This window comes from Streptomyces bullii, assembly GCF_042657145.1.
Lineage (GTDB): Bacteria > Actinomycetota > Actinomycetes > Streptomycetales > Streptomycetaceae > Streptomyces > Streptomyces bullii.
In genome coordinates, this window is sequence record NZ_JBHSNY010000002.1 from 475,161 (window position 1) to 501,316 (window position 26,156).

Genomic DNA, 26,156 nt, shown 5'->3' on the forward strand with positions numbered 1-26,156 from the left:
GGTCCGGCCTCACAGCGGGCCGGACCCCGCACCGCCCTTGAGCCGTTCCAGGTCGGAGGGGCGGACCTGGACGGCGACGACGGCGATCAGCGCGGCGAGGACGGTGAAGACGGCCGCCATGACGAAGGCGGCCGAGACCCCGGCGGTGAGCACCTCGTCGGCCCAGCGTCCAGGGAGCTCCCCGGTGCGTTGGAACCGCAGCCGTTCGGCCGGTGTGGCCTGCTGCAGGAAGCGCGGGACCTGGTTCTCCGCCTCGTTCCTGCTGGCCGTGCCGAACATCGTGACCAGGATGGACAGTCCGAGGGAGCCGCCGACCTGCTGGGTGACGTTGAGGAGCCCGGAGGCCGCGCCCGTCTCCCGTGTGGGGACGTGGGAGAGCGCCATCAGGGTCAGCGAGACGAACTCCATGCCCATGCCGAGGCTGAACACCAGCATCGGGCCGAGGACGCTGCCCGCGTAGGTGGAGTGCACATCGGTCAGCGTGAGCCAGGCCAGGCCCGCCGCCGCCAGGATCGCGCCCACCACCATGAACGGCTTGGGGCCGAGCACGGGCAGGAACCGGGAGGCCAGCCCGGCGCCGATCGCGATGACCGCGCTGACCGGCAGGAAGGCGAGCCCCGCCTGCAACGGGCTGAAGTCGAGCACGTTCTGCACGAAGAGCGTGAGGAAGAAGAACATGCCGAACATCGCGGCGGCCAGGCACAGCATGATGCCGTACGTGCCCGCGCGGTTGCGGTCGGCGAACATGTGCAGCGGCGTGATCGGCTGCCTGGACCTGCGCTCCACGAGGACGAACACCGAGAGGACGACGACGGCCGTGGCGAACGACACCAGCGTGAGCGTGTCCCGCCAGCCGTCCTGCGCGGCCCTGATGAACCCGTACACCAACAGCACCATGCCGATGGTGGAGGTCAGCGCGCCGGTGATGTCGAAGTGTCCGGGGTGGCGTTCGGACTCCCTGATCCAGCGGGGCGTGGCCAGGGCGACGAGCAGCCCGATCGGGACGTTGACGAACAGTACCCAGCGCCAGTTCAGCCACTCGACGAGCATCCCGCCCGCGAGCAGCCCGATCGCGCCGCCGCCGGCCGACACCGCGGCGAAGACGCCGAACGCCCGGTTGCGTTGGGGTCCTTCCCGGAAGGTCGTGCTGACCAGGGAGAGCGCGGTCGGGGACGCGATGGCGCCGCCGACGCCCTGCAGGGCGCGCGCGGCGAGGAGTTGACCGGCGTTCTGGGCGAACCCGCCGAGCAGGGAGGCGAGTACGAACAGCAGCACGCCGAAGACGAACACGCGGCGTCTGCCGAGGATGTCACCGGCCCGGCCGCCGAGCAGCAGCAGACCGCCGAAGGTGAGTGTGTAGGCGTTGACCACCCAGGACAGGCTCGTGGTGGAGAAGTCCAGGGACCGCTGGATGTGCGGCAGCGCGATGTTCACGATGGTGATGTCCAGCACCACCATCAGCTGGCATGACGCGATGACCAGCAGCGCCATCGCGTTTCCGCCACCGCCGGCTTCCTGGGCGGTGGTCTGCGGTGCGGAGGTCGGCTGGGGTCGGCTGCTCATGGCATGTCGCCCTTTCGGGGGGCCACCGTTCGACCGTACGCCCGGCCCGGGTGCGGGACCACTCGATCACCGCCCGTCCCCTGTGCGCTCCTTCCGTGTCCCCGGTGCACAGACTCTGTGCCTTTTCGGTCATCGTCATGACGTGCACCTGTCCAAACCACGCCGCTGATGGCACGCTGCCCTCCGCACTGCGCAGTGACACCCCTGTCTGCCCCGGGCGGACGTTTCCCGCCGCCCGGGCCCCACCGCAGAAGGAGACCGCGTGATAGGCAGCCTCCGCAGACTTCGCTCATCCGACGGCCCGCGTGCTCGTCGCACCGTGCTCGGCGCTCTGGCCGGCGTGACCGCACTGCTGGCCACGGGCGTCACCGCCGGGCCGGCGAGCGCCGCCGGACCGGAACCGGGAGCGGTGGCGCTCTCGGCCCAGGAACGCGCCCTCAACTTCTGGACCCCTCAGCGGATGCGTCAGGCCAGTCCGCTCGACGTCCTGTCCGTCGACCGCTCCGACGTGCGGGCGTCGACCCCGCGCAAGGGCAAGAAGACCCTCGTCGCGCCCAGCGCGCCGGCCTCCACCGTCGGGACCCTGGCGTTCCCCCACAGCGGTGGCCCCTGGACCGGGGGCGGGGCCGTGGTGCAGACCGCGGGGCGGGTGTTCTTCACCTACCAGGGCCGCACCGCTTCCTGCTCCGGCAACGCGGTCACCAGCGCCAACAAGAGCACGGTCATGACCGCCGGCCACTGCGTGAAGCTGGAGGGCTCCTGGCACACCAACTGGGTGTTCGTACCCGGCTACCACGACGGTCAGGCCCCGTACGGCAAGTGGGCGGCGGCCAAGACCCTGTCCACGCCGCAGTGGACGGCCAGTGAGGACATCAACTACGACATCGGCGCGGCCGTGGTCGCCCCGCTGGAGGGCAAGAGGCTGACGGATGTCGTCGGCGGCCAGGGCCTGGCCTTCAACACCGGCTACAACAAGGCCATGTACGCCTTCGGCTTCCCCGCCGCCGCTCCCTACGACGGCGAGAAGTTCATCTACTGCAGCGGCACCACGTACCGGGACTTCCTGCTGTCCAGCGACCACGGCCTGACCTGCGACATGACCGGCGGGTCCAGCGGCGGCCCGTGGTTCACGCAGTTCGACGAGGCCACCGGGCGAGGGCTGCAGTCCTCGGTGAACAGCTTCAAGTACAACTTCCTGCCGACCGCCATGTACGGCCCGTACTTCGGAGCGGACGCGCAGAAGCTGTACCAGACGGCCCAGTCCTCCTGAGCCGCCGGCGCGCCCCGCACGGGAGCCGTCCGGCTCCCGTGCGGCACGTCGTCAACCGCCGAACCTGGCGGTGCGACCCGCCTGGGGTGGCCCCGCGGACCCTCGCCCGCCACGTGGCCAGGAATCAGCGGCCGGCGCGGATCAGCCCCGTGAGGTACCGCCACAGCGACGACCGCTGCCGGGCGGACGCGTCCGGCACCACAGCGGCGGCCTCGGGTTCCGGTTCGTCCCCCGCCGGCTGCCCGGCCTGCGCGGCGAGTTCGTACCGTACGGGCAGCGAGCGCAGGCCGCGCATGAACGGCGAGGAGCGCCACGGCAGCTGGTCGGCCGGGAGGGCGAGGTCCAGGTGGGAGAACCGCTCGAAGACGCGGGCCACGCCGACCGCCGCGACCGTCGAGGCCAGCTCGCGGGCCGGGCACTGGCGGCTGCCCGCTCCCCAGGACAGGTGGGCCCGGGTGCTGATCGCGCTGCCCGCCGCCACGTGGTCGGCGAAGAGCGGGTCGGCGTGCGCGGCGGCGGAGGAGACCCACACCGGGTCGCCCTGCCGGATCGTGTAGTTGCCGAGCGGGGTGTCCTTGGCGGCGAAGCGCGGCACGAAGTTCACCAGCGGCGGCTTGCGCATGACCACCCGGTTCATGGTCTCCCTGACCATCCCGGCGGACAGACTGGCGCGTACGCCGCCCTCACCGGAGATGACCTCGACCACGGTGTTGGAGATGAGGATGCCGACGTGGTCGGACGTCATGCCCAGCAGCATGAACAGCTCACGGGCCAGTTCGTCCAGGGACAGGTCGGGGTGCGCCTCCAGCAGGTAGGAGGGGAAGTCCTCCCCCGGCTCCCTCAGCTTCACCGCCGCCAGTTCCGCCAGTGTCGCCAGCAGCCGGTCCAGGGCGGGTTCGGCGTCCGGGCCCGCGTCGAGCACCCGCCACATGTCCATCAGGGCGTCGTCGCCCTGTGAACCGGGGAAGCCGAGCAGATGGCTGGCCACCATCAGCGGCAGCGGCCGGGAGAACTGGGCGGACAGGTCGGCCACGCCCGTGCCGCCGCCCTGCCCCATCAAGGTGATCAGTTCGTCGGCGTAGGCGGTGACGGCCGTCCGCAGGCGCTTCGCCTGCGGGTGACCCGGGTCCTGGAACGGCTTGAGGGCCGCGTCCCACGCCGTGCGCAACTGCCGGTAGCCGGGGCCGCCCTGGATCAGTACGTGGTTGACCTCGAGAGAGGGGCCGAGGGGCCAGTCGGCCGGCACTCTGCCCTCGGAGCGGGCCCGCCAGTTCTCCAGTCCCTTCGGCCACCCGTCGTCGTCCTGGAGCACCTGGAGCGCCTCGCGGTAGCCGAGAACCAGCCACGCGGGGACACCCAGCAGGTCGACCGGCGCGACCGGACCGTGCCGCTGCCTCAGCCGCTCGTACACGAGTGAGGGGCGCGTCTCGTAGTCGCGGGTCAGCAGCGGTTCGGGAGCCAGCTCCTCCAACCGGGTGTCGTCCACGTCCACGCTCTCACCCAACCGGGATTCCATCCTCTTGCCGCCCTCCGACACTCCCCGTACCTGGTTCACTACCAGGCGGTGGCTGGAAACGGTGGGGACCCTACCTCAGGGTGTCCGCACGGCGAACGACGGGGGCGGGACTCAGGGTTGGGCACAGGATGACGGTTTGTCCGGAGTGTGCGCCGGTGCCGGGCAGCTCGCCGGAGAGCCGGCACCGAAAGGCACGCGGGGCGGGCGGGCCCGGACATGAGATCCGCACAGATCGCCCATCCGGAGCTCACATTCCCACCCCTGCGGCCGACCGATTCCCCTGACCCCTTCTTCTGCCCCATTTCCCGCTCAACCGAGGAAGCTCAACCGCACCTTGCGGTCGGGGTTGTCCCGGTTGGTGTCCACGAGGCACACCGACTGCCATGTCCCGAGCTCCAGCCGTCCGCCGACCACCGGCAGAGTCGCGTGCGGCGGGACGAAAGCCGGGAGCACGTGGTCGCGGCCGTGGCCGGGGCTGCCGTGGCGGTGCTGCCAGCGGTCGTCGGCGGGCAGGAGGGTGTGCAGGGCGGCCAGCAGGTCGTGGTCACTGCCCGCGCCCGTCTCGATGACGGCGATGCCGGCCGTGGCGTGCGGGACGAAGAGGTTGAGCAGGCCGTCGCGGCCCGAGGCGACCTCCCGCAGGAAGGACTCGCAGTCGCGGGTGAGGTCGACGACCCGCTCCTTCGAACCGGTGGTGACGTTCAGGACTCGGGTGGTGAAGGCATCAGACATGCTTCCATCCTGGCGCACCCGTCGGGCCGCGACCGGGAGCGGGCGCCCGGTCGCGACAGCGGCCCTGCCCCGGGCGTCTGCGGCCGCCGACGCCTCGGGAAGATCACGCGCCGCGAGCGTCGACGCCTCGGGAAGATCCACGCACCCGGCATGGTTGGTAGAAGCGTGAACAACACTGAGGTCGTCGTCATCGGCGCCGGTCAGGCCGGACTGTCCAGCGCCTATCATTTGCGCCGCACCGGGTTCGAGCCCGGAGGCGACTTCGTCGTGCTGGACCACTCCCCCGGCCCGGGCGGCGCCTGGCGGTTCCGCTGGCCGTCGCTGACGTACGGCAAGGTGCACGGGATGCACTCGCTGCCCGGCATGGAACTGACGGACGCCGACCCGGCGCGGCCCTCCGCCGAGGTGATCACCGAGTACTTCGACAGGTACGAGCGCACCTTCGACCTGCGGGTACGGCGTCCCGTCGACGTACGGGCCGTGCGTGACGGCCTGGACGGACGGCTGCTCGTGGAGACTTCCGACGGCGTGTGGGCCACCCGGGCGCTGATCAACGCGACCGGCACCTGGGGCCGGCCGTTCTGGCCGCGCTATCCGGGTCAGGAAACCTTCCGGGGGCGGCAGTTGCACACCGCGCAGTACGCGGGGCCCGAGGAGTTCGCCGGGCAGCGGGTCGTGGTGGTGGGCGGTGGCGCGTCCGGCACGCAGCATCTGCTGGAGATCGCCCCGTACGCGGCGGCCACCACCTGGGTGACCCGGCGGCCACCGGTCTTCCGGGAGGGTCCCTTCGACGAGAACGCGGGCCGGGCGGCCGTCGCGCTCGTGGAGGAGCGGGTGCGGCAGGGGCTGCCGCCGAAGAGCGTGGTCTCGGTCACGGGGCTGCCGCTGAACGACGCCGTCCGGCAGGGCATCGCGGACGGTGTCCTGGACCGGCAGCCCATGTTCGACCGGATCACACCGGCCGGGGTGGAGTGGAAGGACGGGCGGCGCGTCGACGCCGACGTCATCCTGTGGGCGACCGGCTTCCGGGCCGCCGTCGACCACCTCACACCGCTCAGGCTGCGCGAGCCCGGCGGCGGCATCCGGGTCGAGGGAACACGGGCGGTGGCCGATCCGCGGATCCACCTCGTCGGCTACGGGCCGTCCGCCAGCACCATCGGCGCCAACCGGGCCGGACGTGCGGCCGTGCGGGACATCAGGCGGCTGCTGGCCGGGGAGCCGGCCGCCGCCGCGTGAGGCCCCGCCCGGTCACCTCGCCGGCGGTGTGCTCTTCTGCTGGGCGTTGAACTCGGCGACGTTGCGCTGGCGTTCCGCGTAGTTCGCGGTGAAGCGGGTGTCGCCCGGCTTGACCGTGACGAAGTACAGCCAGTCGCCCGGCGTCGGGTTGATCGCGGCCCGCAGGGCCTCCTCGCCGGGGTTGGCGATGGGCGTGGGCGGCAGTCCCATGCGCTGGTACGAGTTGTAGGGGCTGTCGATCCGGGTGTCACCGGCGGTGGTCCTGAGGGTGGAGCGGTTGAGGGCGTAGTTGATCGTGGAGTCCATCTGGAGCGGCATGCCGCGTTCGAGACGGTTGAAGATCACCCGGGCCACCTTGCCCATGTCGGCCTTGGTCGCGGCCTCCGCCTGGACGATGCTTGCGATGGTGACCGCCTGGTAGACGTTCATCGCGTTGCGCTGGGCGCCGGCGGCGATGGGGGCGCCGTTGAACTTCTTGTTGGCGGTGTCGACCATGAGCGACAGCAGCTTCTCGGGCGTCGCCCTGTCGTCGAGCGGATAGGTCGCCGGGAAGAGGTAGCCCTCGGGGTTGCCCTCGGCGTCGTTCGGCAGCTTCAGATCGGCCTTGGCGAGGGACTTCCTCGCGGTGCCCGGGGGCAGGGCGAGGGCCTTGTCGACGGCGGCGTACACCTGGCTCGCACGCCAGCCCTCGGGGACGGCCAGCGTGGTCGGCCTGGCTTCCTCGTCGCCGCCCAGCGTCAGCAACGGCACCGCCACGGCGGTACCGGCCACGACGGCCCCGGTCGCGATGAGGACGAGACGGCCCCGGCGGGTCAGTCGGATCGTGCTCCTCGTGCGCCTCGTGCTCCGTGGCGGAATGTTCGTCTGCATGCGGGCACGGTAACTCGCATACCGCCACAAACCCGGCATATCTTCATCTTGTCGGTTCGAGTTGAGCGTCCCGGCGTACGAGGGCCGCATAGCGCCCCTCCCGATCCAACAGCTCCTCGTGCGTGCCCCGTTCGACGGCGCGGCCGGAGTCGAGGACCACGATCTGGTCGGCACTCCGAACGGTGGACAGCCGGTGGGCGATGGTGAGGGTGGTGCGATTGGCCGACAGCGCGTCGATGGCCTTCTGGACGGCGGCCTCGGTACGGGTGTCCAGTGCGCTGGTGGCCTCGTCGAGGATGAGGACCGGCGGATCGCGCAGAATGGTGCGGGCGATGGCCAGGCGCTGCTTCTCGCCGCCGGAGAAGCGGTGGCCGCGCTCGCCGACGACCGTGTCGTAGCCGTCGGGCAGGGAGGCGATGTGGTCGTGGATCTGGGCGGCCTTCGCGGCCTCGTGCAGTTCCTCGTCGGTCGCGTCGGGCCTGGCGAAGCGGAGGTTCTCGGCGACCGTGGCGTGGAAGAGGTACGTCTCCTGCGACACGACGCCGACCGCGCGGGCCAGGGTGTCGAAGTCCAGGTCGCGCACGTCGACCCCGTCGAGGGTGACCCGGCCGCCGGTGACGTCGTACAGCCGTGGCACCAGATAGCCGAGCGTGGACTTGCCGGCGCCGGTGGGCCCGACGACCGCGAGGCTGCCGCCGGCCGGGACGGTGATGTCGATGCCGTCGAGGACGGGTGCCTGTTCCTCGTCGCTCCCGGCGTCGTAGTGGAAGGTGACGTTCTCGAAGCGGATCTCGCCCTTGATCCGGTCGAGGTGGACCGGGTTCTCGCGCTCGGTGATGTCGATCGGCAGGTCCAGGTACTCGAAGATGCGCTGGAAGAGCGCGAGCGAGGTCTGGATCTGGACGCCGGTGGACAGCAGGCTCACGGCCGGGCGGAACAGACCCTGCTGGAGCGAGACGAAGGCGACGATGGTGCCGATGGAGACCTGCGGGCCGCCGAACTGGAGGGCCAGGCCGGCGGTCCAGTAGATGACGGCCGGCAGGGCGGCCATCACGATCGTGATGACGGCCATGCGCCAGCGGCCGGCCATGTTGGAGCGCACCTCGAGATCGACCAGTTGCTCGGACTCCTCGGCGAAGGAGCGCGTCAGCGAGTCCGAGCGGCCCATCGTGCGACCGAGCAGGATGCCGCTCACGGACAGCGACTCGGTGACAGTGGCCGCCATCGCGGCCATCTGCTTCTGGCGCCGGGTGGTGATCTTCTTGCGTTCGTCGCCGACGCGGCGGCTGATCCACACGAACACCGGCAGCAGGAGCAGCGAGACGACGGTCAGCCGCCAGTCGAGGGCGATCATCGCGACGATCGTGGCGATCACGCTGGTGGCGTTGGAGACGAGGGAGGTCGCGGTGGAGGTGACGGTCGCCTGCATGCCGCCGATGTCGTTGGCGATGCGGGACTGCACCTCGCCGGTCCGCGTGCGCGTGAAGAAGGCGAGGGACATGCGCTGCAGCCGTCCGTAGACGGCGGTGCGCAGGTCGTGCATGACGCGCTGGCCGACCGTCGTGGAGATCAGGGTCTGCAGCACGCCGAAGACGCTGGTGAGCACCGCGCTGAGGATCATGCCGAGCGCGAGCAGGGTGAGCAGGCCCGTCCGCCCTTGGGGGATCGCGACGTCCAGGATCTCCTTCAGCAGGAAGGGCGTGGCGACCGAGACCAGCGACGAGGCACAGACGAGCAGTCCGACGACGGCGAGACGGCCCCGGTAGGGGCGGAAGAGCCGCAGGATGCGGCGCACCTGCCGGGGTTGTTCCTCGGCGTCGGCGGGTGGGGTCCAGGCGGGTTCGTGATCGGGGTGCATGGGCTCCTTCGAGGGTGGGGCGTCGGGTGGCTTCCGCGAGCTGACGGAGCCTAGCTCATTGTTACCTATACTCACAATGAACGGCATCCTGATATTGTTCCCGCATGACCACCCCCGACCCCGACGGCCTGCTCGCCGAGCAGTTGCTGCGGCTGACGCGCCGGGTGCACCGCATCCAGAAACGCCATCTGGAGCGGCGCGACCTCGGCATCACCCCGGCGCAGTCCCGGCTGTTGCGTACCCTCGCGCACTACGGCTCGCCGCCCCGCATGGCCGATCTGGCCGAGCGGCTGGAGGTGGTGCCCCGGGCCGTGACGACGCTGGTCGACGGGCTGGAGACGAACGGCAAGGTGCGGCGGGTCCCGGACCCGGCCAACCGGCGGGTGATCCGCATCGAGCTCACGGACGACGGGCGCAAAGCCCTGCGCGAGCTGCGCGCCGCGCGCAGGTCCGCCGCGGAGGAGATCCTGGCCCCGCTGACGGACCAGCAGCGCGAGGTGCTCGGTGGCCTGTTGGACACCCTGATCGACGGAGCTCCGGCACCTTCCTGCTGACACCGGGCCAGTCGTCCGACCGGCCGCCCGAACACGCCGACCCAGCATGCGCGACGGGCCGCGGCCACCTCCCCCGTCACCGGAGCGGTGGCCGCGGCCCGTCGAAGAACCTCAGCCGGCTTCGGGCGCGGGCTCCTTCGCCTTCTGAGCGGGGATGGGTGACTCCGTGGCGTCTCCGCTCACAGCACCGTCGCGCAGGCCGTCTCCACCCGCGACGCCGTCGGGCACGGCACGGTGGCGCACGCCGCCCTCACCCGCGCCGTCCCCGTCCACGCCGCCCCGGCCGCCTGTGCTTGCGTCGCGGTTGCCGCTGTCGCCGGCGTCCTTGTCGTCCACCTTGCCGTCGCCGTCGCCGTTGCCGTCGTCGGGTGCGGCCACCCTCTCCCCGTCCAGCGCCTGCTTCGCCCGCACCGTGTCCAGTGCGCCCTCCCAGCGGGACACCGCGAAGACGGCGACGCAGTTGCCGAGCAGGTTCGTCACGACGCGCATCGAGTCCATGATGCGGTCCACGCCGAGCAGGAGGGCGACGGCTCCGGCGGGGATGGCACCCAGGGACGAGGCGGTCGCGGACAGAGCGAGGAACGCCGAACCGGGAATGCCCGCCATGCCCTTGCTGGTCAGCATCAGCACCAGGATCACGGTGATCTGCTGGCCCGGACTGAGGTCCACGCCCACCGCCTGGGCGATGAACAGCGTGCCGATGGACAGGTAGAGCGACGCGCCGTCGAGGTTGAAGGAGTAGCCGGTGGGCAGCACCAGACCCACGGCGTCGTCGCGAGCGCCGGCCCGGCGCAGCTTCTGCATCACGCGCGGCATGACGGACTCGGTGGAGGCGGTGCCGAGCGCGAGCAGCATCTCCTCGCGGATGTAGCGGAGGAACTTCCACAGGCTGAGCCCGGTGACCGCCTTGAGGGCGACGGCCAGCAGCACGACGAACAGGGCCGCCGCCGCGTAACACAGCACGATGAGCTTGGCGTACGTCTTCATCACGCCGAGCCCGTACTGGCCCACGAGGTGGGCCATCGCGCCGAACACCGCGAGCGGTGCGAGGCGCATGATGAACCCGACGACAGCGAAGATGATCTCCTGGGCCTGCTCCACGGCGGGCAGGATCTTCGGCACCCTGGTGTGACCGAGGTGCAGCAGGGCGGCGCCCACCAGGCAGGCCAGGACGAGGACTTGGAGCAGCTCGTTCTCGGCGAAGGCGCCGATGAAGCTCTGCGGAAGCGCGTTCAGGACGAACTCGGTCGTCGAGGGCAGATGGCCCCCGCCCGTCGTCTGTTCCACCGCCGAGGCGTCCAGGCGGGCCGGGTCGACGTTCATGCCCTTGCCGGGACCGACGAGGTTCGCGGCGACGAGACCGATGACGAGGGCGGCCGTGGAGGCGACCTCGAACCAGATCAGGGCCTTGACCCCTATCCGGCCGAACGCCTTGAGGTCACCGGCCTTGGCGATGCCGACCACGACCACGCAGAAGACGAGCGGTGAGATCACCGCCTTGATGAGCCGGGTGAAACCGTCGCCGAGCGGCTGGAAGGCCGTGGCCGCGTCCGGCCACAGCTTCCCGACGACGATGCCGAGCACGAGTGCGCAGGCGACCTGCGCGAAGAGAGAGGTACGCAGTATGCGTGCGACGCGTCGCGGCAGGGACGGGACGGACGGCGGCACGGGCACTCCTTGGGGAACAGGGACACGCACAGAAGCCGGAGAGGACTTTTGCGATACGGAAAGGGGATTCCGTGCCGATCACTGTGGAGGTGTTCTTGATCCCGCAGAAGACCTCGGTGTTTCCATCGTGTAAATCAGGTCCCGGGCGACGCGCTGCACAGCACCGGCCTCAGCAGGCCCTGCGGTCCTGCGTGAGCACGCCCTGCACGGTGGTCAGCGCGCGGCCGTAGCAGCCGAACGAGCTGTGCAGCCGGTAGCGCTCGCTCGTCGTGCCGACCGCGCGCCGCTGGTCGCGCGGGACGTTCACCGTGTACGTGGCGTCGCCCGTGTACGTGGCGTCGCCCGTGTACGTGTCGTCGAGCCGCCACCAGGAGGTGCGCCGGCCGCCGGACGACTCGACGGCCGTCGCGCGGTCGCCGAGGGTCAGGACGGTGGGCAGCCGGTCGGCGGCACCGAGGGTGGTCGTGCCGTCCATCGTGTACGTCCGGCGTGTGCGCGTCGTACGGGCCGGGCCACGGCCGTCGACGATCACCGACTCGTCGTCGGTCCAGTGGCGTCGAGCCCGTCCGTGGTCTCGCCGTCGGTCCAGCAGTGCGCAAAGGTGTTCGCCAGCGAGCGGCTGACGGTGGTGGTGACGCGGCCGTGCGAGGTGTCCACGTATCCGGTGACGGTCAGCCGGTGGCGGCCCTCGGTGTCCACGCGGTGTTTCTCGTTTCCCGAACCGGGCGTATAGCTGGAGGAGTTGGTGAGGTCGCCCGCCCGGTGCCCGGTGAGCTTCCCGGTGACGTGCGCCCGGTGCGCGTCCTGCCAGACGAGCACGTTCACGGGTGCGCTCCAGCCGCTCTGCCCCTCGGGCACGCCGACGACGGACACCTCGACGCGGTGCGGGCGGCCGTCGTTGAGGATCCCGGCGAAGGGCGTCAGGTCGTAGGTGATCGGCTTGATGTCGAAGGCGCGCGGGCCGGGAATGACGTACCACAGGAAGGGGGTGGACCAGCCGCCGGTCCACACCGTCGGGAACGGCGCGGTGATCCCGGCGAGCCGGCCGTCCACCGTGATCTGGACCTCGCGGTAGGGGCCCGTGCGGGCCTTGCACGAGCAGGGCGCCGGATCGGGCACCGTCAGGTACCAGTACTCCTCGCATCCGCTGCCGGATCCGGTGGCGTACACCTCGGCGACGATGCGTTCGCGTTGCGCGGAGTGGTCAGGGTCGTCTCCCCGTCGGCGCCGTGGGAGAGGGTGAGGACGCGGTCGGGCGTCGCGGCGGGCCTGCCCTGATAGAACGTCAGTGTGACCTTGACGTCGATGATCCCGGTGTACGTGTCGTCCACGACGTTCCCGATGAGCATCTCCACGTCCTGCGCGCCGCGGAACGTGTCGCTGTAGCGGTGACGTCCTTCTCGACGGACCACTCGATGCCGTCGGGCGAGGGCTGCGGCGTGGAGGTGCGGAGGATCTCGACGCCGCCGACGCGCAGCTGGCCGAGCCGGTCGTACTGCCGCCCCTTGACCTTGCCGTCGAGGCGCAGCACGACCTTGCTCCAGCGGTCACCGCAGCCGCGCGGGGGTGTGTACGTCCCCTGGTACGGCGTGAAGTCCCGGAACCTCACCTCGGCGAGCGCCACCCGACAGGACTCGCCGGCGGGCCTGGTGACCGGCGGGGACGCGGTCAGGGGGTCGTGCCAGTCGGTGCCGAACTCGGCGGGAGGGTCCGCCGCTCGGGCCGGGCTGGCCCCCAGGAGGGTGCCGGCGAGGAGAGCCCCCGGCGAGCATGGAGACGACGATCCGTCTCTTCATGGCCGCTTTCTACGGGGTCGGACACGGCCGCGCAACGGCGCACCCGCCTGCCGCTAGGACCGGGACTTCAGTTGGGCCCTGTCCCCCATCACCACCACGGGATGCCGCTCCGGGTCGAGCCTGCGCAGCAGGTACTCCATCGCCGGCCTGGACAGGCTGATACAGGCCGACGTACCGCTGCCGTGGTCCAGGTGCAGCCAGATGCCGCCCCCCTTGTGCCGGCCTTCGGGACGGGTCGGGTCGTTCGGTGGAGTGCCCTTGACGCGGTTGTAGTCGATGGCGATGACGTAGTCGAAGTCGTGCCAGTACGACTTGGCCCACCAGCGCGGCGCGGCGAACGAGTCGGACCGTGTGTACGGCAGCTTCGCGCCCGGATCCGGCAGCACGCCGCCCGCGTCGCTGAGGGTGAACACCCCTACGGGGCTGCGGTTGTCGCCCTCGTGGTGGTCGGTGGTCCAGCCCTTCTTGCCGTTGTGCGCGGCCCAGTCGCGGGCCCGGTGCCAGGTGTCACCGTGCTTCGTGTACAGCACGACCGTGGAGTCCGCCGAGTTCCTGCCCTCGCCGTAGACCGCGACGACCTGGCGGGTGTCGGACGGGATCCGCCGCTGGAGCCGGTCGCCCAGGCCGGGGATGCGGGCCGGATCGGCGGCGGCCGGGCGGGTCGGGGCCGCGTCGGCCCCGGTTCCGGCTCCCGCGCCGCCGTGTCCGGCACCCTCACAGGCCGTCAGAGCCGTCAGAGCCGTCAGAAGAGAGGCCAGGGTCGCGGCCGCGACCACCGCCCGCCGTGCAGCACCGTTCATCGCCCCATGCTCGCACCACGGGCCCCTCGGCCGGGTGACGCGGGGCAGCCGGTTCTGTGCGGTGGTGCGGAAAACCGTTTGCTTATGACCACGGGCCGACGCCAACCTGTCACGGTTTGCTGCCCCGTTTGGGGTCGTCATCCCTTCTCACCCACCCCGCTCCCCTGCCCTCCCCCCTTTCCTCTCCCCACTCGACCCTGACACGAGCCACTGGGACGTCATGCAGATTCAAGACCTTCCGTTCACCGACCCGGGAGTGCCGGACGCGCGCTCGGGTCCCCGATTCCTGTGGTGGCTCTTCCGGAATCAGCTGGGCGGACAGCTCAAGTCGCTGGCCTGGGGGCTGCTGCACTTCGCGGCCGTCGCCGCCCTGCCGTTCTGTGTCGGCCTCACCGTCCAGTCCGTCGTCGACCGCTCCGGCGGACGACTCGCCCTGACGGGCGGGCTGCTGGCGCTGTGCGGTGCCGCCATCGCCCTCGGCGAGACCTGCCTGCACCGCGCCGCCGTCACCAACTGGATCACCGCGGCGGCCCGCGTCCAGCAGCTGCTGGCGCGCAAGGCCGCCCGGTTGGGCTCGGCGCTGACCCGGCGCGTCGCGGCCGGCGAGGTCGTGGCCGTCTCCACGGGCGACGTGGAGAAGATCGGCTGGTTCGTGGAAGCGCTGTCCCGGTTCACGGCGGCGGCCCTCACCGTCGTCCTGGCCTGCGTGAGCCTCGTCGTCTACCAGCCCGCGCTCGGCGTGGTCGTCGCCGCCGGCCTGCCCGTGGTGGCGCTCGCGGTGCTGCCGCTGCTGCCCCCCGCGACCCGGCGCGCCGACATCCAGCGCGAGAAGGCCGGACGCGCCACGGAACTGGCCTCCGACACCGTCGCCGGCCTGCGCGTCCTGCGCGGCATCGGCGGCGAGGAACTGTTCCTCGACCGCTACCGCCGTGCCTCCCAGGAGGTCCGCCACGCGGCCGTGCGCAGCGCCCGCATGTGGTCCCTGATCTCCGCCGTCCAGGTCCTGCTGCCGGGGCTGCTGCTGATCGCGGTGGTCTGGTACGGCGTCCACCTGGCCCGGCAGGGCCGCGTCACCGTCGGCGAACTGGTCACCGTCTACAGCTCGGTGATGATCCTCACCTACCCGTTGCGGCACTTCGAGGAGATCGCCATGGCGTACTCCTTCTCACGGCCCTCCGCCAAGCGGGCCGCGGGTGTACTGGCACTGGAGCGGGCCACCGACACCACGGGCTCACGCCCGGCCGGCGTCCCCTCCGGTGACCTGTACGACCCGGCCACCGGTCTGCTCGCGCCCACCGGCGGGCTCACCGCCGTGGTCTGCGGCGACCCGGACGCGGGCGGACGGCTGGCGGAGCGGCTGGGCGGCCACCCCGCCGAGGAGGAGGGTCCCTCGGTGCTGCTGGGCGGCGTGCCGCTCGACGAGTTGCCGCTGGACACCGCCCGTACAGCCGTCCTCGTCCAGGACAAGGACCCGGTGCTGCTGTCGGGCACACTGCGCGACCTGCTCGACGTACCCGCCTCCGGTGACGTCGAGGCGCGCGAGGCCCTGGCGGCCGCGCAGTGCGACGACGTGCTGGTGGCGCTCGCGCAGAGCTCGCTGGACGCCGAGGACCCGATGGACGCCCGGATCACCGAGCGCGGCCGGTCCCTGTCCGGTGGCCAGCGCCAGCGGCTGGCCCTGGCCCGGTCGCTGATCACGGACCCGGAAGTACTCGTCCTGGACGAGCCGACCTCGGCCGTCGACTCGCACACCGAGGCGCGCATCGCCCAGGGCCTACGGGACCTGCGCGCGGGGCGCACGACCGTGGTCTTCACCTCCTCCCCGCTGCTGCTGGACCACGCGGACCGCGTCGTGTTCCTGCACGGCGACGAGGTGGTGGCGGTCGGCGCCCACCGCGACCTGCTCAACACCGAGCCCCGGTACCGGGCGGTCGTGACACGCGAGACCGACGACGAGGCCCCGGTCCGCGAACGGGCCGGGCTCGTCGACGTACTGGAACTGGAAGAGATCGAGGAGACAGCATGATCGGCGTGGCGCCACCGGAGTACGACCCGGCGGCCCCGACGACGGCCGGCACCCTGCCCGTCGGCGCCCCCGCGACCGTCCGCGCCTACGTGGCCGAGCTGCTGCGCCGGCACCGCCGGGCCCTCCTGCTCCTCGTCACCGTCAACACGGTGGCGGTGGTCGCCTCGATGGCGGGCCCGTACCTGCTGGGCGGACTGGTGGAGCGGGTGTCCGACGGAGCCGTGGCGCGGGAGCTGCACCTGGAACTGACCGCCGGGCTGTTCGTCGCCGCGCTGGTCGTCCAGGCCGTGTTCGTGCGTCAGGTGCGGCTGCGCGGCGCGATGCTCGGTGAACGGATGCTGGCCGACCTGCGCGAGGACTTCCTCGTCCGGTCGGTCGGACTGCCGCCGGGCGTACTGGAGCGGGCCGGGACGGGCGACCTGCTGTCGCGGATCACGACGGACATCGACCGGCTCGCCAACGCGATGCGTGAGGCCGTGCCCCAGCTGACGATCGGTGTGGTGTGGGCCGGGCTGCTGATGGGCGGCCTGGCCGTCACGGCGCCGCCGCTCGCACCCGCGGTGCTGCTCGCCGTGCCGCTGCTGGTGGTCGGCTGCCGCTGGTACTTCCGGCGGGCGCCCGCGGCGTACCGCTCGGAGGCCGCCGGGTACGCCTCCGTGGCCGCCGCGCTCGCCGAGACCGTGGACGCCGGCCGCACCGTCGAAGCCCACCGCCTCGGCGACCGCCGCATCGCCCTGTCCGAGCGGCGCATCCGGGAGTGGACGGCCTGGGAGCGCTACACCCTCTGGCTGCGGTCGGTGCTCTTCCCCATCGTCAACCTCACCCACGTGACCGTGCTCGCGTCCGTCCTGATGGTCGGCGGTGTGTTCGTCCTTGAGGGGTGGATCGGCGTCGGTCAGCTGACGACGGGCGCGCTCATCGCCCAGATGCTGGTCGACCCGGTGGGGCTGATCCTGCGCTGGTACGACGAGCTGCAGGTCGCCCAGGTCTCGCTGGCCCGGCTGGTCGGCGTCCGGGACATCGAACCGGACGCCGGTGACCCCGCGCTGGTTCCCGACGGGCGTGACGTGCACGCCGACCGCGTGCGCTTCGGCTACCTGGAGGGCGTGGACGTCCTGCGCGCGGTGTCCCTGGAGGTCGCACCGGGCACCCGGCTGGCGTTGGTCGGCCCCTCCGGCGCGGGCAAGTCCACCCTGGGCCGGCTGCTCGCCGGGATCTACGCGCCCCGTAACGGCCGGGTCACCCTGGGCAGCGCCGAGCTGTCCCGGATGACCGCGGAGCGGGTGCGTTCCCACGTGGCCCTCGTCAACCAGGAGCACCACGTCTTCGTGGGCTCCCTGCGCGACAACCTGCTGCTGGCGCGCACCGGTGCCACCGACGCGGAGCTGTGGGCGGCACTGGGCGCGGTCGACGCGGACGGCTGGGCGCGGGCGCTGGACGACGGACTGGACACCGAGGTCGGCTCGGGCGGCACGGCGCTCACCCCCGCGCAGGCCCAGCAGGTCGCGCTGGCCCGCCTGGTGCTGGCCGATCCGCACACGCTGGTCCTCGACGAGGCGACGTCCCTGCTCGATCCGCGGGCCGCCCGTCACCTGGAACGGTCCCTGGCCCGGGTCCTCGACGGCCGCACCGTCGTCGCCATCGCCCACCGCCTGCACACCGCCCACGACGCGGACGTCATCGCCGTCGTCGAGAACGGCCGCATCAGCGAGCTGGGCAGCCACGACGAGCTGGTCGCGGCGGACGGGGCGTACGCGGCGCTGTGGAGGTCGTGGCACGGGTGACCGGTGCGCGGTCGCGGCACAGGTGATCGGCACGCCGCCGCGGCACAGGTGACGGGTCGCGGCGGGAGGGCCGGACGCGGTCGCGGCACGCGGTGACTGGTCACGGTCGCGGCGCGGAGGACCGCCACGCGGTAACCGGCACGCGGTCGCGGCGGGAGGGGACCGGTCCGCGATCGTGGCACCGGTGGCCGGTACCCGGTCATGGCACCGGTGACCGGCACGGGCTGAGTGCAAGGCCCGCCGTGGGGATCGGCCCAGGCGCCGCGGCACTGGTGACCGGCACGCCGTCGCGGCACGCAGGATCGGCACGGCCGGTGTTCGGGGCCCGGGTGGGGATCGGCACGGCCGGACCGGGCCGACGGGCGTGCCGTTGCGCGGTCCCGAAGCGGGGTGGAAGTCTGGAGTCAGGCACCGGCTCGGGGAGCGCCCGGAACGATGCGGTTCGGCGACGGGTGGCGCCTGTGCCCCCGTGTGGCGCGGACCCGGTGCGTGCCTCGGTGACCGCGGGCCCGCCCCCACCCCCTGGAGGTAGCCGTGAACAACGCCGACGGAGCCGACGGATGGGGAGACGACGTCTACCAGCCCGGTCAGGAAGACCAGAAGGACGACACGGGGCTGCTCGACACCGAGGACACCCTGGCGTTCGAGGGCGTCGACGACCCTCTCGACCCCGGCTGGTCCCCACCTGAGCGACCCTGGGCCGTGAACCACGTCGGAGTGACGGCGGCGGAGCGACTGCGGGGCGAGACGCTGGACCAGCGGCTCGCGGAAGAGCTGCCGGACACCGCCGTGCCCGACGGCGACGGTCTCGGCGACGTCCAGGGCACCGACGGCGAACTGCTGGACAAGGAGGTCGGGGCCGTCCGCTCCGGCCGTCTCGTGGCTCCGGACGAGGGGGTGCACGAGGACGAGGAGCCGGCGCTCGTCGCCAGGGACGTCGGCATCGACGGTGCGGCCGCCTCCGCCGAGGAGGCCGCGGTGCACATCGTCGACGAGGACGCCCTGCCGGCCGACCCGCCCGGCTGACCACGCCGCTGCCCCCGCGCCGTCGCCCCGTCCGGCCGGCCGCGCCCCCGCGGTCACCCCCGTCCGACCGCGCCTTCCCCTGCCGCCCCAGTGCGGCAAGCCGTCCGAGGAGCAGCCATGCAGCAGGACAAGCACCCCGACTACCACCCCGTCGTCTTCCGCGACCGGGCCGCCGGATACGCTTTCCTGACCCGGTCCACGGCCACCAGCGACCAGACCATCGAGTGGGACGACGGCGAGACCTATCCGGTCGTGGACGTGGAGATCTCCTCGGCGAGTCACCCCTTCTACACAGGCAGGGCGCGCACGGTGGACTCGGAGGGCCGCGTCGCCCGCTTCGAGCGCCGGTACGGCGGCGGGTCGCAGTAGGCCGCCGGGGACGGCGGGACCGCCCGAGCCGCGCCGCGAGGTCAGATCACATTGAGGGCCGCCGCGCAGCCGACCCCGCCCAGCACCATGAACGCCGGCATCAGCACCTTCAGCTCGACCCAGCTGCCCGCGCGGAACCGCATGGCCTTCGGCGGCCCCACCGGGTACCAGCGCTTGCGGCCCACCGGGATCGGCCACAGGACCGGGCAGCCGGACACGGTCAGCGCGTCCCCGATGTCGTGCACCAGCGCGCCCAGCACCACCGGCAGGCCCAGCCACAGGTACTCCTGGCCCGGCGCCGTGAACAGCCAGTCGGCGCCGTTGCCCGGCTTGTCCAGGACGCCCGCGAGGATCCACGCGCTGGCCGCGGCGAGCAGCCAGACCAGGACGTCGCTGCTGGAGCCGCGGGTCGCCCGCCACAGCAGTCCCTCGATGGCCAGCACCATGTGCACGAAGAGGATTCCCAGCACACCCCACCGGTCGCCGGTGATCGCCACCACCGAGGTCCCCACGCCGATCAGGACGGCCCACAGCCAGGTGTGGGTGAGTGTGCGGTGCCCGCCGGAGCGCCGCGGGTCGCCCTGCTTCTTCGTCGCCTTGTAGACGGCGTAGGACAGCTTGTCGACGATCTCGCACAGCCAGCGCGACAGCGGTCCGAAGGCCCGCGAGATGGTCGCCGCCTTGTGGTCGAGGTCCGGGGCGAGGGCAGCGCCGGCGCAGATCAGGGCACCGACGAGGAGGACGGGCCAGGGCATCGGATGCCCGGCCGCGGCGGCCGCGGCACCGGCGCCGAGCCAGGCGGCGGCGCCCGAGAGTGAGTGTGCTGGTCCCATCATTGCCGTTGCCCGCCCCATTCCTCGCGTGCCGCTGTCCAGTTGACCGGGTGCGTTGACGCTCCGTCGGCGACACAGCGTAGCGGTCGCGATCTTCGTACCCGTATCCGATTCCCGGATCGGGCGGGGGGCCAGGCAAGATGGGTCCGTGACCCTCATCGATCAGCTGCCGCCGACCGCCGACCCCGACGACCTGTACGAGGCCTTCGAGTCGTGGGCCCAGGAGCGTGGTCTCACGCTCTACCCCCACCAGGAGGAAGCGCTGATCGAGGCGGTCTCCGGCGCCAACGTGATCGTGTCGACGCCCACCGGCTCCGGCAAGAGCATGATCGCGGCGGGCGCGCACTTCGCCGCCCTGGCCCGGGACGAGGTCACCTTCTACACGGCGCCGATCAAGGCACTGGTGTCGGAGAAGTTCTTCGAGCTGTGCAAGATCTTCGGCACGGAGAACGTCGGCATGCTGACCGGCGACGCCTCCGTCAACGCCGACGCCCCCGTCATCTGCTGCACGGCCGAGGTGCTCGCGTCGATCGCGCTGCGTGACGGCAAGGACGCGGACGTCGGCCAGGTCGTGATGGACGAGTTCCACTTCTACGCGGAGGGCGACCGCGGCTGGGCCTGGCAGATCCCGATCCTGGAACTGCCGCAGGCGCAGTTCGTCCTGATGTCGGCGACGCTCGGCGACGTCTCCTTCTTCGAGAAGGACCTCACCCGCCGCACCGGCCGCCCCACGGCGGTGGTCCGCTCGGCGACCCGCCCCGTGCCGCTGTCCTACGAGTACCGGTACACGCCTCTCACGGAGACGCTCACCGACCTGCTGGAGACCCGGCAGGCACCGGTGTACATCGTGCACTTCACGCAGGCGCAGGCCGTGGAGCGGGCGCAGGCGCTGATGAGCATCAACATGTGCACCCGCGAGGAGAAGGACCGGATCGCCGAACTCATCGGGAACTTCCGCTTCACCACCAAGTTCGGCCGCAACCTCTCCCGTTACGTCCGGCACGGCATCGGGGTCCACCACGCCGGCATGCTGCCCAAGTACCGGCGCCTGGTGGAGAAGCTCGCCCAAGCGGGCCTGCTGAAGGTGATCTGCGGCACGGACACGCTCGGCGTGGGCGTGAACGTCCCCATCCGCACGGTGCTGTTCACGGCCCTCACCAAGTACGACGGCAACCGTGTACGCACCCTGCGCGCCCGCGAGTTCCACCAGATCGCGGGCCGCGCCGGACGCGCCGGCTTCGACACGGAGGGCTTCGTCGTCGCGCAGGCGCCCGAGCACGTCATCGAGAACGAGAAGGCGCTCGCCAAGGCCGGTGACGACCCGAAGAAGCGGCGCAAGGTCGTCCGCAAGAAGGCGCCGGAGGGCTTCGTCGGCTGGACGGAGAAGACCTTCGAGAAGCTCATCGAGTCCGAGCCGGAGCCGCTGACGTCCCGCTTCCGGGTGACGCACACCATGCTGCTGTCGGTGATCGCCCGGCCCGGCAACGCCTTCGCGGCGATGCGGAGCCTGCTGGAGGACAACCACGAGCCGCGCAAGCAGCAGCTGCGGCACATCCGGCGGGCCATCGCCATCTACCGCTCGCTGCTGGACGGCGGCATCGTCGAGAAGCTCGACGAGCCGGACGCCGAGGGCCGCATCGTCCGACTCACCGTCGATCTCCAGCAGGACTTCGCGCTCAACCAGCCGCTGTCGACCTTCGCGCTGGCCGCGTTCGAGCTGCTGGACCCCGAGTCGCCGTCGTACGCCCTGGACATGGTGTCCGTGGTGGAGTCGACGCTGGACGATCCCCGGCAGATCCTCGCCGCCCAGCAGAACAAGGCGCGCGGCGAGGCCGTGGCCGCGATGAAGGCGGACGGCGTCGAGTACGAGGAGCGCATGGAGCGTCTCCAGGACATCACGTACCCAAAGCCCCTGGAGGAGCTGCTTTTCCACGCGTATGACACGTACCGCAAGAGCCACCCCTGGGTCGGCGACCATCCGCTGTCGCCGAAGTCCGTGGTCCGCGACATGTACGAACGGGCGCTGTCCTTCACCGAGTTGGTGTCCTTCTACGAGCTGGCCCGCACCGAGGGCATCGTGCTGCGCTACCTCGCCAGCGCCTACAAGGCCCTCGACCACACCGTCCCCGACGACCTCAAGTCCGAGGATCTCCAGGATCTGATCGAGTGGCTCGGCGAGATGGTGCGCCAGGTCGACTCCAGCCTGCTGGACGAGTGGGAGCAGCTCGCCAACCCCGAGGAGATGACCGCCGAGGAGGCCCAGGAGAAGGCCGACGAGGTCAAGCCGGTCACCACCAACGCGCGCGCCTTCCGCGTCCTGGTCCGCAACGCCCTGTTCCGCCGCGTCGAGCTCGCCGCCCTGGACCAGGTCGAGGAGCTGGGCGAGATGGACGCCGACTCCGGCTGGGACGCCGACGCGTGGGGCGAGGCGATGGACAAGTACTGGGAGGAGTACGACGACCTCGACACCGGCCCCGACGCGCGCGGCCCCAAGCTGCTCGTCATCAAGGAGGAGCCGGAGAGCGGGCTGTGGCGCGTCCGCCAGATCTTCGACGACCCGAACGGCGACCACGACTGGGGCATCAGCGCGGAGGTCGACCTGGCCGCCTCCGACGCGGAGGGCCGCGCGGTCGTCCGTGTCACCGACGTCGGCCAGCTGTGAGCAGCCGGCCGACCGCGAGCACAGGAGAATCCCACTCATGACGAATCCCGCCGAGAGGCTTGTCGACCTGCTCGACCTGGAGCAGATCGAGGTCAACATCTTCCGTGGCCGCAGCCCGCAGGAATCCCTGCAGCGGGTCTTCGGCGGGCAGGTGGCGGGCCAGGCGCTGGTCGCCGCCGGCCGCACCACGGAGGGCGACCGGCCCGTGCACTCGCTGCACGCGTACTTCCTGCGCCCGGGCCGGCCGGGCGTGCCGATCGTGTACCAGGTCGAACGGGTGCGGGACGGGCGGTCGTTCACGACCCGCCGGGTCACCGCGGTGCAGCAGGGCCGCACGATCTTCAATCTCACCGCCTCCTTCCACAAGCCTGAACCGGGCAGCTTCGAACACCAGTTGCCGCCGGCTCGCAAGGTCCCGGACCCGGAGACCCTGCCGACGGTCACGGACGAGATCCGGCAGCATCTGGGCACGCTGCCTGAGCAGTTGGAGCGCATGGCCCGCCGCCAGCCCTTCGACATCCGCTACGTGGACCGGCTGCGCTGGAGCGACGAGGAGGTCAAGGACGCCGAGCCGCGCAGCGCGGTGTGGATGCGCGCCGTCGGGCCGCTCGGCGACGACCCGCTGGTGCACACCTGCGCCCTGACCTACGCCAGCGACATGACCCTCCTGGACGCCGTACGCATCCCCGTCGAGCCGCTGTGGGGCCCGCGGGGCTTCGACATGGCGTCGCTGGACCATGCCATGTGGTTCCACCGGCCGTTCCGGGCGGACGACTGGCTGCTGTACGACCAGGAGTCGCCGATCGCAGTCGGCGGGCGCGGGCTGGCCCGCGGCCGGATCTACGACCGCGAGGGCCGGCTGGTCGTGTCGGTGGTGCAGGAGGGGCTGTTCAGGGCCCTGTAACGCCGCGGTTACGAGCCTCCGCGCCGCAGCCAGCTCAGCAGACCACGTGAGCGTGGGGCTTCCTCCCCTGCGGGCGGCTCCGGTTCGGACAGCGGTGGTGGCGCGGTCGGCTTCGGTTCCGGCCGGGGTGCTCGGGCCTCCTCCACCGTCCGGGCCAGATCGGCGCGGAGCCAGGCGACCTCGTCCGGTTCGTGCGCCGTCATGAGTGTCTCGGCGAGTTCCGCGGCGGGTGAACCGGGCGCGCCGTGCACCGGGAGCCGGGGCCGAAGGCTCTCCAGTCGGGCGCGTTCGTACGGATCCTCGACGATGTCCGCCACGTCGGCGGGATCGAGCAGGCAGGTCACGGCCGCCGCCCGCGCCCAGTGGTCCTCCCCGGCCTGCCGCAGCAGAAATCCGAGGTGACGCACCCGCCAGTTGCGGGCCCGCCGGTCCACCCCCGCCTCCAGCTGCTCCCGCAGATCCGCCGGCATACGGCCTTGCAGCAGTCGCTCGTTGTCCGCGTCGGCCGCGAAGTGCCGCAGTTCTTCGGCCAGGTAGAGCCAGATCACCGTCCTGTAGCGGTTGAGGTAGAAACGTACGGGCACGATCCGGCCCAGGCGCGCGAGGCGTGTGAACCTGGTGGGTGCCACATCGACGAGCAACGCGCCTTCCTTGGTGCCCACGGTCGTCACACGGTCGCGCAGCGCCTCGGTCAGGCCGTGTCCGGCGCGCAGGCGGTCGAGCTCGGCGCGGGTGACCCGGCCGCCTCCGCCGCCTTCGTCGGGGACGGTGCGGATGAAACCCAGGTTCACCGCGAGATCGAACTCGCCGCGCTTCAGTCTGAGTTCGCGGGCGGCGCGGCTCGGCGTGCAGGTGCGGTGGTCGGGTTCCGTGAGGATGGTGCGGGACATGGTCGGTCTCCCCCGTGGAGTCAGCGGCTCGCGCCGTGTGCGCTCACCGTGAAAAAACCGTAGCCGTTTCCGCGGATCACGTGGCCAGCCTGTGGATAACTCCACGGGGGACGACGAACGCCCAGGTCAGATGTCTGCGACCGGCTTTCGTTCGGGCTGCCGGGCATCCACGTCGAGATGTTCGCCGACCCGGTTGACCAGGAGCGTCATCTCGTACGCGATCTGCCCGATGTCGGCCTCGGCCCCGCTGAGGACGCACAGGCAGCTGCTGCTGCCGGCCGCGGTGACGAAGAGCACCGCGTCGTCGAACTCGATCATCGTCTGGCGCACCCGGCCCGCGCCGAAGTGGCGTCCCGAGCCCTTGGCCAGGCTGTGCAGCCCGGAGGACACGGCGGCCAGGTGCTCCGCGTCCTCCCGTCGCAGTCCCGTACTCGCCCCCGTCACCAGACCGTCGTTGGACAGGATCAGTGCGTGCCGCACGTGTTCGACGCGCTCGGTCAGGTCGTCCAGCAGCCAGTCAAGTCCCTGGTTGTGCGCCATGTTCCGGTCTCCCCGTGTTCTCCCCGTACGTGTCTCCTCCTGACCGGAGGATCTCCACGCCAGCCTTCCCCACGACCGCAACTCGGGCAAGGAGGATGGAGGCATGGCACAGAAGATGACCGAAGCGCAGTGGCGGGAGTTCGTCTCGTGCGGCACCCGCACCGGAAAACTCGCCACTGTCCGTCCCGACGGCAGTCCGCACGTGACCCCGATCTGGTTCCTGCTCGACGGGGACGAGGTGGTGTTCAACACCGGCAAGCAGAGCGTGAAGGGCCGCAATCTGGTCCGGGGACGGCCGGGTCGCCCTGTGCGTGGACGACGACCGGCCGCCGTTCGGCTTCGTGATCCTGCAGGGACGCGCCAGGGTTTCGGAGGACCTAGGCGAACTGCGGCACTGGGCCGCGCTGATCGGGGCCCGGTACATGGGCGAGGACCGCGCCGAGGAGTTCGGCGCCCGCAACGGTGTTCCGGGTGAGCTCCTCGTCCGCGTCACCATCGACAAGGTCCTCACGGAGCAGGGCGTCGCCGACTGACACGGGCGTCCGGCGCTCATCCCACCGAGTCGAGCAGCCGGGCGGTGTGCATCCGCCCCGCGTACTCGACGAGCCGGATGAGCACTTCCTTCCCGGAGTCGCGGTCCCGGGCGTCGCACAGCACGACGGGCGTTCCCCGGTCGAGGTCCAGGGCGCGTGCGACGTCCTGGGCTCCGTGACGCCGGGCGCCCGCGAAGCAGTTGACGGCCAGGACGAACGGGATGCGCCGGTGCTCGAAGTAGTCCACCGCCGGGAAGCAGTCCTCCAGCCGCCGGGTGTCCGCGAGGACCACCGCGCCGAGAGCTCCCTGCGACAACTCGTCCCACAGGAACCAGAAACGGTCCTGGCCCGGTGTGCCGAAGAGGTAGAGGGACAGCCCGGAACGGATCGTGATGCGGCCGAAGTCCATGGCGACGGTCGTCGTGACCTTGTGGTCCACGCCGTCGGTGTCGTCCACCGACTGCCCTGCCTCGCTGAGCAGTTCCTCGGTGCGCAGCGGCCGGATCTCGCTGACGGCGCCGACCAGGGTGGTCTTGCCCACGCCGAATCCGCCGGCGACCAGTATCTTCAGCGCCAGGGCGGTGCTCTCGCCGCCCTCGGCATCGGTGTGCTCGTGCTCGGAGACCATGGATCACTTCTCTCGGGAGTGCCGGTAACGCTCGGCGTGGGACGGTGGTGCGTGCCGCGGCCCGGCGTTGCGTCCGGGCGCGGCAGGTCCGCGGGAGT

The 26,156-nt window shown here is 71.5% G+C and carries 20 protein-coding genes and 2 pseudogenes; 10 read left to right on the forward strand and 12 right to left on the reverse strand.

What is annotated here, in order from left to right; translation table 11 throughout:
• Positions 1–9: 9 nt before the first annotated feature.
• Positions 10–1,563 (reverse strand): MFS transporter, encoded by a 1,554-nt coding sequence (locus ACFPZJ_RS06270; RefSeq protein ID WP_381018359.1) that lies wholly within the window; start codon positions 1,561–1,563, stop codon positions 10–12.
• Between the two features lie 262 nt (positions 1,564–1,825).
• Between ACFPZJ_RS06270 and ACFPZJ_RS06275 the strand changes: the two genes are divergently transcribed.
• Positions 1,826–2,833 (forward strand): trypsin-like serine peptidase, encoded by a 1,008-nt coding sequence (locus ACFPZJ_RS06275; protein WP_381018362.1) that lies wholly within the window; start codon positions 1,826–1,828, stop codon positions 2,831–2,833.
• A gap of 124 nt (positions 2,834–2,957) precedes the next feature.
• On the opposite strand, the gene ACFPZJ_RS06280 is transcribed toward ACFPZJ_RS06275, so the two are convergent.
• Positions 2,958–4,349, reverse strand: coding sequence for a cytochrome P450 (locus ACFPZJ_RS06280; RefSeq protein ID WP_381018365.1), 1,392 nt, complete (start codon positions 4,347–4,349; stop codon positions 2,958–2,960).
• Between the two features lie 309 nt (positions 4,350–4,658).
• On the reverse strand, positions 4,659–5,081 hold the full coding sequence (locus tag ACFPZJ_RS06285; RefSeq protein WP_381018367.1) for a secondary thiamine-phosphate synthase enzyme YjbQ: 423 nt from the start codon (positions 5,079–5,081) through the stop codon (positions 4,659–4,661).
• 165 nt (positions 5,082–5,246) lie between these two features.
• Here ACFPZJ_RS06285 and ACFPZJ_RS06290 point away from each other — a divergent pair, with 165 nt between their 5' ends.
• Positions 5,247–6,317, forward strand: a complete 1,071-nt coding sequence (locus ACFPZJ_RS06290) for an NAD(P)-binding domain-containing protein (protein WP_381018370.1) — start codon at positions 5,247–5,249, stop codon at positions 6,315–6,317.
• 12 nt (positions 6,318–6,329) lie between these two features.
• Here ACFPZJ_RS06290 and mltG read toward each other — a convergent pair whose 3' ends face one another.
• Both mltG and ACFPZJ_RS06300 read right to left on the reverse strand, forming a co-directional pair.
• Entirely contained in the window at positions 6,330–7,187 is an 858-nt protein-coding gene (gene mltG / locus ACFPZJ_RS06295) for an endolytic transglycosylase MltG (RefSeq protein WP_381018373.1), read from the reverse strand.
• A 43-nt stretch (positions 7,188–7,230) separates the two neighbouring features.
• The gene (locus tag ACFPZJ_RS06300) at positions 7,231–9,045 is read right to left on the reverse strand and encodes an ABC transporter ATP-binding protein (protein ID WP_381018376.1); all 1,815 of its coding nucleotides are present in this window, start codon (positions 9,043–9,045) and stop codon (positions 7,231–7,233) included.
• 104 nt (positions 9,046–9,149) lie between these two features.
• Here ACFPZJ_RS06300 and ACFPZJ_RS06305 point away from each other — a divergent pair, with 104 nt between their 5' ends.
• On the forward strand, positions 9,150–9,599 hold the full coding sequence (locus ACFPZJ_RS06305) for a MarR family winged helix-turn-helix transcriptional regulator (RefSeq protein WP_381018379.1): 450 nt from the start codon (positions 9,150–9,152) through the stop codon (positions 9,597–9,599).
• A gap of 111 nt (positions 9,600–9,710) precedes the next feature.
• Here the strand turns inward: ACFPZJ_RS06305 and ACFPZJ_RS06310 are convergent, their stop codons facing one another.
• From ACFPZJ_RS06310 to ACFPZJ_RS06320, 3 genes and pseudogenes are all read right to left on the reverse strand, one after another.
• Positions 9,711–11,267, reverse strand: coding sequence for a cation:dicarboxylate symporter family transporter (locus ACFPZJ_RS06310; protein WP_381018381.1), 1,557 nt, complete (start codon positions 11,265–11,267; stop codon positions 9,711–9,713).
• A gap of 169 nt (positions 11,268–11,436) precedes the next feature.
• Positions 11,437–13,063 (reverse strand): annotated as a pseudogene (locus tag ACFPZJ_RS06315) (peptide-N4-asparagine amidase).
• A 53-nt stretch (positions 13,064–13,116) separates the two neighbouring features.
• Positions 13,117–13,863: a L,D-transpeptidase family protein gene (locus tag ACFPZJ_RS06320; protein WP_381018384.1), complete on the reverse strand. Its 747-nt coding sequence runs from the start codon at positions 13,861–13,863 to the stop codon at positions 13,117–13,119.
• Positions 13,864–14,083: 220 nt separating this feature from the next.
• Between ACFPZJ_RS06320 and ACFPZJ_RS06325 the strand changes: the two genes are divergently transcribed.
• The 4 genes from ACFPZJ_RS06325 to ACFPZJ_RS06340 all read left to right on the forward strand — a co-directional run bounded on the left by ACFPZJ_RS06325 (position 14,084) and on the right by ACFPZJ_RS06340 (position 19,068).
• Positions 14,084–15,889, forward strand: coding sequence for an ABC transporter ATP-binding protein (locus ACFPZJ_RS06325; protein WP_381018387.1), 1,806 nt, complete (start codon positions 14,084–14,086; stop codon positions 15,887–15,889).
• Positions 15,886–17,673: an ABC transporter ATP-binding protein gene (locus ACFPZJ_RS06330; protein ID WP_381018390.1), complete on the forward strand. Its 1,788-nt coding sequence runs from the start codon at positions 15,886–15,888 to the stop codon at positions 17,671–17,673. Before ACFPZJ_RS06325 ends, ACFPZJ_RS06330 begins: the two co-directional genes overlap by 4 nt.
• 534 nt (positions 17,674–18,207) lie before the next feature.
• Positions 18,208–18,699, forward strand: a complete 492-nt coding sequence (locus tag ACFPZJ_RS06335; protein WP_381018392.1) for a DUF5709 domain-containing protein — start codon at positions 18,208–18,210, stop codon at positions 18,697–18,699.
• 117 nt (positions 18,700–18,816) lie between these two features.
• Positions 18,817–19,068 carry a type B 50S ribosomal protein L31 gene (locus tag ACFPZJ_RS06340; protein ID WP_381018395.1) on the forward strand — a complete coding sequence of 84 codons (252 nt, stop codon included), beginning with the start codon at positions 18,817–18,819 and terminating at the stop codon, positions 19,066–19,068.
• A gap of 41 nt (positions 19,069–19,109) precedes the next feature.
• Here the strand turns inward: ACFPZJ_RS06340 and ACFPZJ_RS06345 are convergent, their stop codons facing one another.
• Positions 19,110–19,904, reverse strand: coding sequence for a metal-dependent hydrolase (locus tag ACFPZJ_RS06345; protein ID WP_381018398.1), 795 nt, complete (start codon positions 19,902–19,904; stop codon positions 19,110–19,112).
• A 145-nt stretch (positions 19,905–20,049) separates the two neighbouring features.
• Between ACFPZJ_RS06345 and ACFPZJ_RS06350 the strand changes: the two genes are divergently transcribed.
• Complete coding sequence (locus ACFPZJ_RS06350) at positions 20,050–22,563, forward strand: DEAD/DEAH box helicase (protein ID WP_381018401.1); 2,514 nt, start codon at positions 20,050–20,052, stop codon at positions 22,561–22,563.
• Positions 22,564–22,600: 37 nt separating this feature from the next.
• The gene (locus tag ACFPZJ_RS06355; protein WP_381018403.1) at positions 22,601–23,467 is read left to right on the forward strand and encodes an acyl-CoA thioesterase; all 867 of its coding nucleotides are present in this window, start codon (positions 22,601–22,603) and stop codon (positions 23,465–23,467) included.
• 8 nt (positions 23,468–23,475) lie between these two features.
• Here the strand turns inward: ACFPZJ_RS06355 and ACFPZJ_RS06360 are convergent, their stop codons facing one another.
• Together ACFPZJ_RS06360 and ACFPZJ_RS06365 are read right to left on the reverse strand one after the other, a co-directional pair.
• Complete coding sequence (locus tag ACFPZJ_RS06360) at positions 23,476–24,357, reverse strand: DUF6397 family protein (RefSeq protein ID WP_381018406.1); 882 nt, start codon at positions 24,355–24,357, stop codon at positions 23,476–23,478.
• A gap of 126 nt (positions 24,358–24,483) precedes the next feature.
• Positions 24,484–24,897: a roadblock/LC7 domain-containing protein gene (locus tag ACFPZJ_RS06365; RefSeq protein ID WP_381018409.1), complete on the reverse strand. Its 414-nt coding sequence runs from the start codon at positions 24,895–24,897 to the stop codon at positions 24,484–24,486.
• Positions 24,898–25,000: 103 nt separating this feature from the next.
• On the opposite strand from ACFPZJ_RS06365, the pseudogene ACFPZJ_RS06370 reads away from it, so the two are divergent.
• Positions 25,001–25,430: pseudogene (locus tag ACFPZJ_RS06370) on the forward strand (PPOX class F420-dependent oxidoreductase).
• 16 nt (positions 25,431–25,446) lie between these two features.
• Here the strand turns inward: ACFPZJ_RS06370 and ACFPZJ_RS06375 are convergent.
• On the reverse strand, positions 25,447–26,058 hold the full coding sequence (locus ACFPZJ_RS06375) for a GTP-binding protein (RefSeq protein WP_381018412.1): 612 nt from the start codon (positions 26,056–26,058) through the stop codon (positions 25,447–25,449).
• Positions 26,059–26,156: the final 98 nt, after the last annotated feature.

What these genes read in the sequence shown, in the direction of transcription:
- ACFPZJ_RS06320 (WP_381018384.1), bottom strand. Translation starts at nt 13,863, where the DNA reads ATGAACGGTGCTGCACGGCGGGCGGTGGTCGCGGCCGCGACCCTGGCC.
- ACFPZJ_RS06325 (WP_381018387.1), top strand. Translation starts at nt 14,084, where the DNA reads ATGCAGATTCAAGACCTTCCGTTCACCGACCCGGGAGTGCCGGACGCG.
- ACFPZJ_RS06300 (WP_381018376.1), bottom strand. Translation starts at nt 9,045, where the DNA reads ATGCACCCCGATCACGAACCCGCCTGGACCCCACCCGCCGACGCCGAG.
- ACFPZJ_RS06280 (WP_381018365.1), bottom strand. Translation starts at nt 4,349, where the DNA reads ATGGAATCCCGGTTGGGTGAGAGCGTGGACGTGGACGACACCCGGTTG.
- ACFPZJ_RS06365 (WP_381018409.1), bottom strand. Translation starts at nt 24,897, where the DNA reads ATGGCGCACAACCAGGGACTTGACTGGCTGCTGGACGACCTGACCGAG.
- ACFPZJ_RS06360 (WP_381018406.1), bottom strand. Translation starts at nt 24,357, where the DNA reads ATGTCCCGCACCATCCTCACGGAACCCGACCACCGCACCTGCACGCCG.
- ACFPZJ_RS06340 (WP_381018395.1), top strand. Translation starts at nt 18,817, where the DNA reads ATGCAGCAGGACAAGCACCCCGACTACCACCCCGTCGTCTTCCGCGAC.
- ACFPZJ_RS06305 (WP_381018379.1), top strand. Translation starts at nt 9,150, where the DNA reads ATGACCACCCCCGACCCCGACGGCCTGCTCGCCGAGCAGTTGCTGCGG.
- ACFPZJ_RS06355 (WP_381018403.1), top strand. Translation starts at nt 22,601, where the DNA reads ATGACGAATCCCGCCGAGAGGCTTGTCGACCTGCTCGACCTGGAGCAG.
- ACFPZJ_RS06285 (WP_381018367.1), bottom strand. Translation starts at nt 5,081, where the DNA reads ATGTCTGATGCCTTCACCACCCGAGTCCTGAACGTCACCACCGGTTCG.
- mltG (WP_381018373.1), bottom strand. Translation starts at nt 7,187, where the DNA reads ATGCAGACGAACATTCCGCCACGGAGCACGAGGCGCACGAGGAGCACG.
- ACFPZJ_RS06375 (WP_381018412.1), bottom strand. Translation starts at nt 26,058, where the DNA reads ATGGTCTCCGAGCACGAGCACACCGATGCCGAGGGCGGCGAGAGCACC.
- ACFPZJ_RS06345 (WP_381018398.1), bottom strand. Translation starts at nt 19,904, where the DNA reads ATGATGGGACCAGCACACTCACTCTCGGGCGCCGCCGCCTGGCTCGGC.
- ACFPZJ_RS06270 (WP_381018359.1), bottom strand. Translation starts at nt 1,563, where the DNA reads ATGAGCAGCCGACCCCAGCCGACCTCCGCACCGCAGACCACCGCCCAG.
- ACFPZJ_RS06330 (WP_381018390.1), top strand. Translation starts at nt 15,886, where the DNA reads ATGATCGGCGTGGCGCCACCGGAGTACGACCCGGCGGCCCCGACGACG.